We start from the raw sequence: 12,559 nt of genomic DNA, 5'->3' as shown, positions 1-12,559 counted from the left end.
CGATGGTGACCTTCGCGCAGGCGCAGGAGCGCGCGGAAGAGTGGATCAACGGCGATGTGCCCGCGTACCAGCACCGTGAGGTGCGGGTGCGGGAGTTCGACCTCGGTTTCGTGGTGTGGGCGGAGGACCGGGAGAACGGTCCGAGCTCGGACGGCGGACGGCAGCGGCTCGTCATCGCGCGCGACAGCGGCGAGGCGACGCTGTGGCCCGCGCTGCCGGTGGGCGAGGTGATCCGGCGGTACGAGGAGGAGTACGGCGTCGTGGACGCGCCTCCCGCCGCGGCCGAGCCGGCCAAGCCGGAGCGCGTGGACCTCAACCAGACGTCGTTCCTGCTGACTCCGCCGGAGTGGCTGCAGGAGGCGGCGGACCGGATGGGGATCCCGGACCGGCGGGACGCGGGGGCTCCGGCCACGCCCGCAGCTGCGCCGTCGGCTTCCGCGCCGTCCGCTTCCGCCTCGTCTGCTTCCTCTTCCTCCGACGACTCGTCGGGGTCCGGCTCCTCCTTCGATACGGGATCGGGGTCCGGCGCCCACGTACAGCCGCCGTCGCCCATCCCGGCCCCGGCTCCCGCGCCGGCTCCTGCGGCCCCCGCCGCCGACAGCCGTGCGCAGAGCGGCAGTCCGGGCGCCGCGGACGGCGGCACCGCCTGGCCGAGCGCCGGTGGTGCGGCGCCGGGCGCGCCCGAGAGCGCGACCCCGTGGGCCGGTACGGACACCAACGGCGCCGACCAGCCGGCGACGATGTTCGCGCCGCCGCTGTCCGGCTCGGACGACGACACCGACTCCACGCCGCCCGCGGTCACGCCGGAGGCCAAGACCGCGCTGATGTCGGGCGGCAGCCAGCTGCCGCCGACCGCGGTCGCGCCCGCCATAGACGAGCCCTCGTACGGCTACCCGCAGCAGCCCGCGGCGCCGGGCGCCACACCGGGGGCCCCGGCTCCGGCTGCACCCGGGACTCCGGCTCCGGCCGCCCCCGCGCCCCCGTCGTACGTCCACCCGAACCGTCCGGCGCCCCAGCCGCCCGCCGCCGCGCAGCCGCAGCCTCCGGCGCCGGGTGCGCCCCAGCCGCCGGCTTCCGGTGCGGGGGCGTCCGGTGCGCCTCAGCCGTCCGCTCCCGGAGCCCCGCAGCCGCCGTCCGCCGCGGGGGCTCCGCAGCCGCCCGCCGCCCCCGGCGCCGGTGCCGACGACATCGCCAACGCCGCGACCAGCAAGGCCGCCCCGCCGCGCGCCGCGCGCGGCAGCGGCGCCTCCACGCCCGCGCCGCCCGGCGCTCCGGGCACGCCGGGCGCACGCCCCGGCACCACCCCGCCGCCGCCCGGTGCCCCCGGCACCCCGGGAGCGGGCAACGCCTACGTGCCTACGCAGATGGTGTCCTCGCTCGGTCCCGACGGGCCGCAGCCGCCCGGACCGCCCGCGCCGCCGCCCGCCGGCGGCAGCCTGGGCGGCGGTGTGCACCATGCCGCGACGATGCTGGCCGGTCCCGACCCGAGCGGTCCCGCCGCGCCCCTGCCGCCGGGTCCGCCCGGTGCCCCGGGAGCCGGCGCCCCGCAGCCGCCCGGCCCGCCCGGTGCCCCGGGCACCCCGCCCGGCGGCGTGCACCACGCGGCCACGATGCTGGCCGGTCCCGACCCGAGCGGTCCCGCGGCGCCCCAGCCGCCCGGCCCGCCCGGCGCTCCGGGCGCGCCCGGCACCCCGCCGCCCGGTGGTGCGCACCACGCCGCGACGATGCTCGCGCCCGGCGGCCCGAGCGCGCCCGCGCCCCCGGGACCGCCCGGCCCGCCGCCCGGCACCCAGCAGCCGGCGTACGGCTATCCGCAGCCGCCCGCCGGCCAGCCGGTGGTCGGCCCCGGCTACCAGGTGGTGCTCAGCTACCGCGCGCCCGACGGCAGTCAGCAGCAGCTGATCCGCCGCTCGGCGCCCGGCACCCCGCACCCGGAGTGGCAGATCTTCCACGAGCTGCGCGGTATGAACGTGCCGCCGGACCAGGTCCTGGAGATCCACACCGAGCTGGAGTCCTGCGACCTGCCCGGCGCGTACTGCGCGCGCATGATCAAGGAGCAGTGGCCGCAGGCGCGGATCACCACGGTCGCCCCGTACGGCAAGGACCACGCCTCGCGTCAGCAGGGCATGCAGCAACTGCTCGCGCACCAGGGCGAGTTGCACCAGGTGGCCGACGGTCCTGCGCGTCCGGCGCCGGTGCGTGTGCCGTTGCAGCCGGTGCAGCCCGCGCCGCCGATCGGCCCGGACGTCATCGCGCAGGAGCTGGCCGCGGCCTTCGGACCGCAGGGCGTCTTCCGTTTCGACCAGCGCGCGGTCTCGCGCCAGGGCGTGCCCGACATCGTGGCGCAGACCTTGGTGTGGGCCGGACTGCCGGTGGACTTCAACCCGTTCTTCTGGGCCCAGGCCCAGCCCGGCCGCCCGGTGCCGACGCTGGCCGAACTGGCGCAGGAGCGCGGGGTGCAGCCGGCTTCGGACGCGGGCTCGTACCTGGTCATGGGCAGCGACTTCGGGCGCGCGATCTGTGTGCAGTACGGCACGGCGCACATCGTCGCCGTCCCGGTCGAGGCGGGTCCGGGCGGAGCGCCCGTGCCGCCGCAGTTCGTGAACTCCTCGCTGCCCGAGTTCGCCCGCTGCCTCGCGATGCTCGGCCGCATGTGGCGGCTGCGCTACGGGCTCAACCAGGAGCAGGCGGGCCGCTGGACCGTGGACTTCCAGGCCCAGCTCGCGGCCCTCGACCCGGCGGCCCTGTCGTCGCCGGAGACATGGTGGTCCGTGCTGCTCGAGCAGATGTGGGACGGCCTGCTGTAGGCACAGGCGTCTGTCGAAGGGCCGCTTCCGTCGTACGTGGACGGGGGCGGCCCTTTCGTGTGCCTTCGGGACTGCCTTCGGAGGGTGGCCCGGCTTGCCTGCTGTTGATCGGATTTCGCTTTTCTGTGCCTGATTGCCCATCCTTGATCGAGGCGATGCGCGGAGTGTCGCGGTATGAGCGATTCGTCGTGATCCACAAAGATGTGCGCCGGATCGGTTGTCAGCGGCAGGGCGAGAGGGGCATCAGAGATGAGCGGTACGGCTTCGTCGACTCATGAGTTCAGCACCGTGCGCGGCCGCGGCTACCGTCCCGAGCAGGTGGACGGCGCCGTCACGCGCCTGTCGCGCGACCGCGACGACGCCTGGGAGCGGGCCGCGCGCCTGACCGTCCTGGCCAAGGAGATGGAGGCCGAGGCGGAACGGCTGCGCGAGGTCGTGGCCCGGCTCGAACCGCAGACGTACGAGGAGCTCGGCGAGCGCGCCCAGCTGCTCCTCGCGACCGTCGAGGAGGAGGCCGCGGCCGTGCGCGAGAGCGCGCGGGCCGAGGCGCAGCGCCTGGCCGACGAGGCCGCCGCGTACGAGCGCACGCTGCGGGACGAGGCCCGCGCCCGCGCGGACGAGGTGCGCGGCGCCGCCGAGGAGCGCGCCCGCCAGGTGTTGCTGGCCGCGCAGAGCGAGGCCGACGACGAGCGGATCGCCGCCCGCCGCGCCGTGAAGGAGCAGCGCGGCGAGGCGCTGGCCGCACTGCGCGACATGCGCGTCCGCACCGAGGCGATGCTCTCCGACCAGGCCAAGGAGCAGGCCGACCGGTGGGACGCGGTCGAGGAGGCGCACGTACGCCAGGCCGACGCGCTCGACGCGCGGCACGCCGAGCTCATCGCGCGGGCCGAGGCCGATGTGTCGGCGGCGAAGCGGGAGTTCGCGGAGGCCGAGGAGGCCGCGCGGCACGGCGAGGAGGACGCGCGGGCCACCGCCGCCGAGCTCGTGGCCGAGGCGCAGATGCGGGCCGAGCGGATCGAGCGCGAGACCGAGCGGTTGCAGCGCGAGCACGCGGACCGGGCCGAGGAGCTGCGCGCCCACATGGAGCACGTCCGCAGCAGCCTCGCCTCGCTGGGCGTCGCGGGGCGCGAGCCCGGCATGGGAGAGGGCTCCGGCGGGGGAACGGTTCCGGGGCCGGCGTCGGGGGCGGATTCCTGAGTACCCCCACCCCTCGGGTGCTGTGGTCCAGATCACGCCGGAAAGTAATTAATCAAGTTTGACTAGCTGCGTACGGCGGTATACCTTCTCTTGCGTGGCCCGCTCGTCAAACTTGACTAGTAAGGTCGCTCCGAAGCCCCCTGCCCGTAGCCGAAGGAGAGTGCATGACCTACCTGCCCGACACCGGATACACCCCCACCACCGAGGACCGCGAAAGCCTGGACGCCTGGTTCGCCCGGTACGACGAGGCCAGCGGCAAGCGGGAGATCGAGCGCATGGCGGACATGGCGGTGTTCCCGCTGAACCTCGTCAGCGACGACTCTGCGGGCAACGGCCGGTCGGCGCAGTGGGACCGGGAGCAGTTCGTCGCCACCATGACCCATGTGATGGGCGACGGGAGCCAGGACATCACCTTCGAGTCCACGCGGACCCCGGTGTTCCTCTCCCCGTCGATGGCCGTGGTGTTCACCGACTCGACGATGACCATGGACGGCCAGTCGCAGCAGCTGCGGTACGCCGACATCCTGCTGAAGCGGGACGGCGCGTGGGCGTTCCAGACGATGATCCAGGGCGACTGGGGCGACAACCTGTAGCCGCCGTGCGGTGGCAGGGGCGGGGGATCTCCCCGCCCCTGCGGCAGGCCGGGGCGGGGATCTCCTCGCCCCGGCCCGTCCGCCTGCCCGCCTGCCTGCCGCAGGTCATCCGCCGTTCCGTACCGGCCCCGCGAGGATCTCCGCCTCCACCGCCTCGTAACTGCGGCGCTGCTCGCGCTGTGCGGCACGGGAGCTGACGACGGTGCCCAGCCAGCCGAGGGCGAAGCCGAGCGGGATCGAGGCGATGCCCGGGGTGGTGAACGGGAACCAGTTGAAGTCATGTGCCGGGAAAGCCGAGTTGGGGCTGCCCGACACCAGATTCGTGCCCGTCATCAGGGCGAGCGCGCCCGCCGAGCCGCCGAGCAGGGTGCACAGCAGCCCCGTACGTGTGAAGCGCCGCCAGAACAGGCTGTAGACCAGGGCCGGCGCGAGCGCCGAGGCGCCCAGGCAGAACGACAGCGTCACCAGCGGCTGGAGGTTGCGGTGCTGCACCGTCGCGGCGAGGGCGATCGTGACCACGCCGACCGCGAGCGCCGCGAGCCGCGCCGTGGTCATCTCCGCGTGCGGACCGAGCCGGCGGCGGGGCGCGAACACGTCGTGGGCCAGGGAGTTGGCGCAGGCCAGGATCATGCCGCCGACCGAGGCGAGCAGCGTCAGGAAGACCGCCGTGGCCACCGAGGTGAACACGAGCGTCCCGACGCCGGAGGCCTCCGCGCCGAACAGGGCCCTGGCCGTCAGGAGGATCGAGGTGTTGCCCTGCGGATCGGCCGCCGTGACGGCCTGCCGGCCCACGAGCGCCGCCGCCCCGAACCCGATGACCAGCGCGAACAACGCGAAGACCGTGGCCGCCGAGACCGCCCACGCCATCGAGCGGCGCACCTCGGGCGCATTGCGCGCCGTGTAGACGCGCATCGTGACATGCGGCAGACAGGCGGCTCCCAGGACGACCGTGAGCTGCGAGACCACCATGTCGATCCGTGGGGCGGCGCTCCCGGCGAACAGCGGGCCCGTCCCGAGAAACGCCTCGCCCAGCCCGCTGCCCCGCGCGGCCTGTGCGGCGAGCGCGCCGAAGTCGCCGTCGAAGCGGCGCAGGACGAGGACGGAGACGACGGCCGCCGAGGCGAGCAGGATCACCGTCTTCACGATCTGGATCAGGGCCGTCCCGCGCATGCCGCCGATCGCCGCGTACGAGATCATCAGCGCTCCGAGCAGCACCATCGACCCCGTCTTCGCGCCCTCGCTGTCGAAACCGAGGACGAACGCCAACAGGTCGCCCGCGCCCGCGAGTTGGACCAGCATCAGCGGCATCAGCGCGGTGAGCGTGGCGACGGCGGTGGCGATACGGGCCGGGCGCGCCGAGGGGCCGGACAGCCGGCGCGTGAGCGCGTCGCCCATCGTGAACCGGCCCGCGTTGCGCAGCGGTTCGGCCAGCAGGAACATCAGCAGGACCAGCGAGAGCGCGGTGGCCAGGAGCAGCACGACACCGTCGTATCCCGTCAGGGCGATGACACCGATGCCGCCGAGGACGCTCGCGGCGGAGATGTAGTCCCCGGCGATGGCGAGGCCGTTGCGCACCGGCGAGAGGCTGCCCGACGCGGTGTAGAACTCGTCGAGATCGTCGCGGTCGGGGCCCGTCATCACGCACAGGAGCAGGGTCACGGTGGCGACCGCGGTGAACGCGATCAAGGTCATGCCCTCGGCGGAGGAGCCGAGCGCATGATGGACGGGGGCATGCGGGGCCGCACCAGGGTTCACAGGCGGCCCTCCAACTCGGCCGCGCGGCGCAGGCGTTCGGCCAGCGGGTCCACCCGGCGGGCTGCGTGGCGCGCGTAGAGCGCGATCGCGAGATACGTGACCGGGAGCTGGGCGAGCAGGAGCAGCAGGCCCAGGTTCAGACCGCCGGAGATTTGGCGGCCGGTGAGCGAGGGCGCGTACGCGGACAGCATCAGGAACAGCGTGAAGGACCCGAGCGCGGTCAGCGCGGCCACCCGCCGCAGCCGCTTGTACGCGCGCCGCACCTTGCGCAGATCCCCGTGCTGACCCAGCCGCGGGGCCGGGCGGCGGCGCGGCGGCGGGGGAGCGGGCGGGGGCTGCCAGGGGTAGGTGAGGTGGGGGTTGTGCGGGTCGTACGGGGCTTGTGGGGTCGGAGATTCGTACGGGTCGTGCGGGTCGTGCGCGTCGTGCGGGGCTTGTGGGTCCTGGGATTCGTGCGCGTCGTGCGGGTCTCCGGGCGGGCGTGCCCAGGGCGGCGGCTCGTGCATGGGCTGCTCCTTGCGCGGCTCGGGCCCGGGGAGGGCCCGCAGGGAGAACCCGGAACGTTACCGGCTGGTATCCGCCTGAGGTGGGGTTTCCGGTGAACTGGCCGTACTGGGCTCCCGTACGCCCGTCTCCTCGCGCACTCCCGTCTCCTGACGCACTCCTGCCTCATCCGGGACTGCGAGAGGGACAGCCGGGACGGTGGTCTGGAAGGCGGTCTGCGCGGCCGCCTGCGCCGGGGGCTGCGGCGGTACGGAGTCCTCCGGCGCCGGGTCCTGCGGCAGCACGGGGAAGCGGCGCGGGGCGAGGAACAGCAGGAGCAGCAGGGTGATCACGGCTGCCGCGGCCGCGCCGATGTGGACCCACTCGACGGCTGCGTCGATCGAGCGGCGGACCGATTCGTCGCCGGGGGCGCGGGCGACCGTGTCCAGGTCGGTGTCCGCGCCCAGGCGGGCGGCGATCACCCCGTTCGCGATCGCCCCGAAGACCGCCGCACCCACCGTCTGGCCGATCTGGCGGCAGAAGAGGACGGAGGCGGTGGTGGTGCCGCGCTCCGCCCAGCCGACCGTGGACTGCACGCCCACGATCAGGGGCAGTTGGACCTGGCCGAGCGCGGCGCCGAGCAGCAGCATCAGAAGCGCCGGCTGCCAGGGCGAGCCCGGATAGGGCAGGAGCGGGAACGCGCCGAGGACGAGGGCCGCGCCCGTCACGCCGATCAGCGCGGTGTTGCGGAATCCGATCCGCGTGTAGAGGTGCTGGCTGAGGGCCGCCGACACCGGCCAGCTCAGGATCATCGCCGACAGGACGAACCCGCCCTCGGTGGGCGTCAGTTGCAGCACCGACTGCGCGTACGTGGGGATGAAGACCGTCGGCGCGACCATCACCAGGCCGAGCGCGCCCAGGCCGAGGTTGACCGCGGCGATCGTGCGGCGCTTCCACACCCAGCCGGGGATGATCGGCTCGGCGGCGCGGCGTTCGACGAGCACGGTCGTGGCGAGCAGCACGGCGGCCGTGGCGAACAGCGCGAGCGAGGGCGCGGACAGCCAGGGCCAGGCGACCCCGCCCTGCACGAGCGCGGTGAGCAGCACGCCGCCGGAGGCGAACACGGCGAGTGCTCCCGCCCAGTCGATACGGCGCCGAGGGCCCTTCTCCCGTACGGGCTCGTGCAGATGACGGGCGACCAGCCAGAGCGCGACCAGGCCCACCGGCAGGTTCACCAGGAAGATCCAGCGCCAGTGCGCGTACGCGACGAGGAGGCCGCCGATCGCCGGGCCCGCGATGGAGGAGAGCGCCCAGACCGTGGACAACTTGGCCTGGATCTTGGGGCGTTGCTTGAGCGGGTAGAGGTCGGCGGCCAGGGTCTGGACGGTGCCCTGGATGGCGCCGCCGCCCAGGCCCTGGAGGATGCGGAAGGCGATCAGGGCGGCCATGTTCCAGGCTGTCGCGCACAGCAGCGAGCCGATGAGGAACAGCACCATGCCGGCGAGCAGGACCGGCTTGCGGCCGAAGGTGTCGGAGAGCTTGCCGTAGACGGGCAGCGTGACGGTGACCGCGAGCAGATAGCCGGAGAACAGCCAGGAGAAGTACGAGAAGCCGCCGAGGTCGGCGACGATCTGCGGCACGGCCGTCGCGATGATCGTGGACTCCAGGGCGGCCAGCGCCATGGAGAGCATGAGGGCGGCGACGACGGCTCCGCGCCGGCGGCCGGCGGCGGGGCGGTCGGCTCCGCGGCCTCGGGTCGGGTCGTCTCCGCGGCCGTTCGCGCGATCGTCTCCGGCGCTGTCCGTCCGATCGTCTCCGGGGCCGTCCGTCCGGCCGTCTCCGGGGCCGTCCGTCCGGCCGTCTCCGGGGCCGTCCGTCCGGCCCGCTATGTCGTCCCGGCTGCCGCCCACGAAGATCCTTTCCCCCTGCATCTATTTCCGCCGGGGACACCTTCTCACTTGCTCCTCACGCAGGGGGAGGGTGTCGAGTGGGCGAGACGGCGCGCGGCGAAGGATGCAGCGCCCCCGAGAACCGCTCCACCGACGGGTGGAGAGCCCCTAGGGGTGGGTCCTCACTCCGGGTCGGGGAGGGCTCGTCCTCGTGAAGGACGAGGCGTCGCGGCGGCGCTCCTAGCCTGGTCACAGGCCGGTGCTGAGGTACACCGCAAGCCCGGGGGTGGGGTTTTCCTCAGCAGAAGACTGCGCTGTACCTCAGCGCGCTCGGGGCCCTCGGCGCACGAGACTTGAGCGCATCGCCGGCGATGGCAGGACGACCGCCGGGCCCCCCTTCTTTCCCCTGCGTACCCACTGCTTTCTACCGAGGAGACTTCACGTGACAACGGCTGTGACCACCCCGGGCCCCGGGGTGACCGGAGGGCGTACCGCTGTGGCCGCCCGCGCGCGGCAGGTCGTGAAGGCGTACGGCAGCGGGGAGACCCGGGTCGTGGCGCTTGACCATGTCGATGTGGACATCGCCCGCGGGCAGTTCACCGCGATCATGGGGCCTTCGGGTTCCGGCAAGTCCACGCTGATGCACTGCCTGGCCGGGCTCGACACGGTGACGAGCGGACAGATCCACATCGACGACACCGAGATCACCGGCCTCAAGGACAAGAAGCTCACGCAGCTGCGCCGGGACCGGATCGGCTTCATCTTCCAGGCGTTCAACCTGCTGCCGACGCTCAATGCGATAGAGAACATCACGCTGCCGATGGACATCGCGGGCCGCAAGCCGGACCGCCAGTGGCTCCAGCGCGTGGTGGAGACCGTCGGCCTCGCCGAGCGCCTCAAGCACCGGCCGAACCAGCTCTCGGGCGGCCAGCAGCAGCGCGTGGCGGTGGCCCGCGCCCTGGCCGCGCGGCCCGAGATCATCTTCGGTGACGAGCCGACCGGCAACCTCGACTCGCGCGCCGGCGCCGAGGTCCTCGGCTTCCTGCGCCGCTCGGTGGACGAGCTCGGCCAGACCATCGTGATGGTCACGCACGACCCGGTCGCGGCCTCGTACGCGGACCGCGTGCTGTACCTCGCGGACGGCCGGATCGTCGACGAGATGTACCACCCGACGGCCGACCAGGTCCTCGACCGCATGAAGGACTTCGACGCGCGGGGGCGTACGTCGTGACTGTGCTCAAGACCTCGATGCGCAACTTCTTCGCGCACAAGGGCCGGATGGCGCTCTCCGCGATCGCCGTCCTGCTCTCCGTCGCCTTCGTGTGCGGCACCCTCGTGTTCACCGACACGATGAACACGACCTTCGACAAGCTCTTCGCGGCCACCTCGCCCGACGTCACGGTCAGTCCCAAGTCGGCCGAGGGCCCCGAGGAGGACCCGCAGGGCGGGAAGCCCGAGTCCCTGCCGGCCTCCGTGGTCGAGCAGGTGAAGCGGGCCGATGGCGTCAAGTCCGCCGAGGGCGCGGTCAGTTCGATGAACGTGACGGTGGTGGACTCCGAGAACGAGAACATGGGCTCCACCAGCGGAGCCCCCACCATCGCGGGCAACTGGACGCAGAACGACGCCCGGACGATGGAGATCACCGAGGGCCACTCGCCGCGCGGCCCCACCGAGGTGATGGTCGACGCCGACACCGCCGACAAGCACGGCCTGAAGCTCGGCGACGAACTGCGCACCATCAGTGTCAACGGTGACTTCACCGCGAAGATCACCGGCATCGCCTCGTTCAAGGTGACCAACCCCGGTGCCGCCGTCGTCTACTTCGACACCCCCACCGCACAGAAGCAACTGCTGGGCGAGACAGGTAAGTTCAGCCAGATCGCCGTGGCCGCCGACGCGGGTGTCAGCCACGCGCAGCTGAAGCAGAACGTGGCCTCCGAGCTCGGCGCCGGCACGTACAAGCTCCAGACCCAGCAGGAGACCGCCGACCAGAACCGCAAGGACGTCGGCGAGTTCATGGACATCATCAAGTACGCGATGCTCGGCTTCGCCGGAATCGCATTCCTGGTCGGCATCTTCCTGATCATCAACACGTTCTCGATGCTGGTCGCCCAGCGCACCCGCGAGATCGGCCTGATGCGGGCCATCGGCTCCTCGCGCAAGCAGGTCAACCGTTCCGTGCTCGTCGAGGCCACGCTGCTCGGCGTGATCGGCTCGATCCTCGGCGTCGGCGCGGGCGTCGGCCTCGCGATCGGCCTCATGGAGCTCATGTCGAACATGGGCATGAACCTCTCCACGGACGACCTCACCGTGAAGTGGACGACCCCCGCGATCGGGCTGCTGCTCGGCATCGTCGTGACCGTCCTCGCCGCGTACCTGCCGGCCCGCCGCGCGGGCAAGGTCTCGCCGATGGCCGCGCTGCGCGACGCCGGAACTCCCGCGGACGGCAAGGCGGGTCTGCTCCGCGCGCTGATCGGCCTGGTGCTCACCGGCGCGGGCGTCTTCGCCCTGTACACCGCGGCCACCGCCGACAAGGCCGGCGACGGCTCGATGTGGCTCGGCGGCGGTGTGGTGCTCACCCTCATCGGCTTCGTGATCGTCGGTCCGGTGCTCGCGGGCGCCGTGGTCCGGGTGATCAGCGCGCTCGTGCTGCGCCTGTTCGGACCGGTCGGACGGATGGCGGAGCGCAATGCGCTGCGCAACCCGCGCCGCACCGGAGCCACCGGAGCGGCCCTGATGATCGGCCTCGCCCTGGTCGCGTGCCTCTCGGTGGTGGGCTCCTCGATGGTGGCCTCCGCCACCGACGAGCTCGACAAGTCGGTGGGCGCGGACTTCATCATCCAGGGCCAGCAGCGCATCGTGCCCCAGGCCGAGAAGGCCATCCAGAACAGCCCCGACCTGGAACACGTCACCCGCTACAAGGTGGCCGACGCGACGCTGACCGCCCCCAACGGCAAGTCGGAGAAGAGCCAGGTCACCGCCGCCGACCCCACGTACGCCACCGATCTGCGGCGCGAGACCACCGCGGGCGAGCTCGAGGACGCCTACGCGGCGGACTCCATGTCCATCGGCACGGAGTACGCGAAGGACAACGGGATCAAGGTCGGTGACACCCTGACCGTCGCCTTCAAGGGCGGCGAGACGGCGAAGATCAAGGTCGGCGCGATCACGAACGATGACGTGACGATCGACCAGGGCGCGCGCTACATGTCCATCGCGACGCTGGAGAAGTACCTGCCGGCCGACCGGATCCCGCCGAACATGATCATGTTCGCCAAGGCGGCGGACGGCAAGGCGGAGGCCGCGTACGCGGCGCTCAAGGACACGCTGAAGCAGTACCCGCAGTACGAGGTCCGCGACCAGACGGACTTCAAGGAGGAACTGCGCAGCCAGATCGGCCAGTTGCTCAACATGGTCTACGGGCTGCTCGCCCTCGCGATCATCGTCGCGGTCCTCGGTGTGGTGAACACCCTGGCGCTGTCGGTGGTGGAGCGCACCCGCGAGATCGGTCTCATGCGGGCGATCGGGATGTCGCGGCGCCAGCTGCGGCGGATGATCCGCCTGGAGTCCGTGGTGATCGCCCTGTTCGGCGCCCTGCTCGGGCTCGGGCTGGGCATGGGCTGGGGCGCGACGGCGCAGCGGCTGCTCGCCCTGGAAGGCCTCGAGGTCCTGGAGATCCCGTGGCCGACGATCATCGGAGTGTTCATCGCCTCGGCCTTCGTGGGCCTGCTCGCGGCGCTGATACCGGCGTTCCGCGCCGGCCGGATGAACGTGCTCAACGCCATCGCCACCGACTAGCCCTGCGGGCTCTCGCAGGGCGGCTACGGTAAGGGTC

The 12,559-nt window shown here is 72.7% G+C and carries 8 protein-coding genes; 5 read left to right on the top strand and 3 right to left on the bottom strand.

Going from position 1 to position 12,559, the window contains the following annotated elements; all coding sequences use genetic code 11:
- Positions 1 to 2 precede the first annotated feature (2 nt).
- The 3 genes from BLT97_RS30435 (at position 3) to BLT97_RS30425 (ending at position 4,597) form a co-directional block, all read left to right on the top strand.
- Complete coding sequence (locus BLT97_RS30435; protein ID WP_093615961.1) at positions 3 to 2,807, top strand: SUKH-4 family immunity protein; 2,805 nt, start codon at positions 3 to 5, stop codon at positions 2,805 to 2,807.
- A 249-nt stretch (positions 2,808 to 3,056) separates the two neighbouring features.
- The gene (locus tag BLT97_RS30430) at positions 3,057 to 4,004 is read left to right on the top strand and encodes a coiled-coil domain-containing protein (protein WP_245769631.1); all 948 of its coding nucleotides are present in this window, start codon (positions 3,057 to 3,059) and stop codon (positions 4,002 to 4,004) included.
- A gap of 164 nt (positions 4,005 to 4,168) precedes the next feature.
- On the top strand, positions 4,169 to 4,597 hold the full coding sequence (locus tag BLT97_RS30425) for a DUF4440 domain-containing protein (RefSeq protein WP_093615959.1): 429 nt from the start codon (positions 4,169 to 4,171) through the stop codon (positions 4,595 to 4,597).
- A gap of 105 nt (positions 4,598 to 4,702) precedes the next feature.
- On the opposite strand, the gene BLT97_RS30420 is transcribed toward BLT97_RS30425, so the two are convergent.
- Genes BLT97_RS30420 through BLT97_RS30410 form a run of 3 tightly spaced genes read right to left on the bottom strand, consistent with a single transcriptional unit; the run spans position 4,703 to position 8,766 of the window.
- Positions 4,703 to 6,289, bottom strand: a complete 1,587-nt coding sequence (locus BLT97_RS30420) for a sodium/solute symporter (RefSeq protein WP_093615957.1) — start codon at positions 6,287 to 6,289, stop codon at positions 4,703 to 4,705.
- Positions 6,290 to 6,348: 59 nt separating this feature from the next.
- The gene (locus tag BLT97_RS30415) at positions 6,349 to 6,858 is read right to left on the bottom strand and encodes a DUF485 domain-containing protein (RefSeq protein ID WP_093615955.1); all 510 of its coding nucleotides are present in this window, start codon (positions 6,856 to 6,858) and stop codon (positions 6,349 to 6,351) included.
- A gap of 57 nt (positions 6,859 to 6,915) precedes the next feature.
- Positions 6,916 to 8,766: an MDR family MFS transporter gene (locus BLT97_RS30410; protein ID WP_093615953.1), complete on the bottom strand. Its 1,851-nt coding sequence runs from the start codon at positions 8,764 to 8,766 to the stop codon at positions 6,916 to 6,918.
- 400 nt (positions 8,767 to 9,166) lie between these two features.
- On the opposite strand from BLT97_RS30410, the gene BLT97_RS30405 reads away from it, so the two are divergent.
- Together BLT97_RS30405 and BLT97_RS30400 are read left to right on the top strand one after the other, a co-directional pair.
- Positions 9,167 to 9,955 (top strand): ABC transporter ATP-binding protein, encoded by a 789-nt coding sequence (locus tag BLT97_RS30405; RefSeq protein WP_093615951.1) that lies wholly within the window; start codon positions 9,167 to 9,169, stop codon positions 9,953 to 9,955.
- Positions 9,952 to 12,522, top strand: coding sequence for an ABC transporter permease (locus BLT97_RS30400; protein ID WP_093615949.1), 2,571 nt, complete (start codon positions 9,952 to 9,954; stop codon positions 12,520 to 12,522). Before BLT97_RS30405 ends, BLT97_RS30400 begins: the two co-directional genes overlap by 4 nt.
- Positions 12,523 to 12,559 lie beyond the last annotated feature (37 nt).

The organism is Streptomyces indicus, assembly GCF_900100315.1.
GTDB lineage: Bacteria > Actinomycetota > Actinomycetes > Streptomycetales > Streptomycetaceae > Streptomyces > Streptomyces indicus.
This window is presented reverse-complemented; position numbering and strand designations above follow the sequence as displayed.

What these genes read in the sequence shown, in the direction of transcription:
- BLT97_RS30435 (WP_093615961.1), top strand. Translation starts at nt 3, where the DNA reads ATGGTGACCTTCGCGCAGGCGCAGGAGCGCGCGGAAGAGTGGATCAAC.
- BLT97_RS30430 (WP_245769631.1), top strand. Translation starts at nt 3,057, where the DNA reads ATGAGCGGTACGGCTTCGTCGACTCATGAGTTCAGCACCGTGCGCGGC.
- BLT97_RS30425 (WP_093615959.1), top strand. Translation starts at nt 4,169, where the DNA reads ATGACCTACCTGCCCGACACCGGATACACCCCCACCACCGAGGACCGC.
- BLT97_RS30420 (WP_093615957.1), bottom strand. Translation starts at nt 6,289, where the DNA reads ATGACCTTGATCGCGTTCACCGCGGTCGCCACCGTGACCCTGCTCCTG.
- BLT97_RS30415 (WP_093615955.1), bottom strand. Translation starts at nt 6,858, where the DNA reads ATGCACGAGCCGCCGCCCTGGGCACGCCCGCCCGGAGACCCGCACGAC.
- BLT97_RS30410 (WP_093615953.1), bottom strand. Translation starts at nt 8,766, where the DNA reads ATGCAGGGGGAAAGGATCTTCGTGGGCGGCAGCCGGGACGACATAGCG.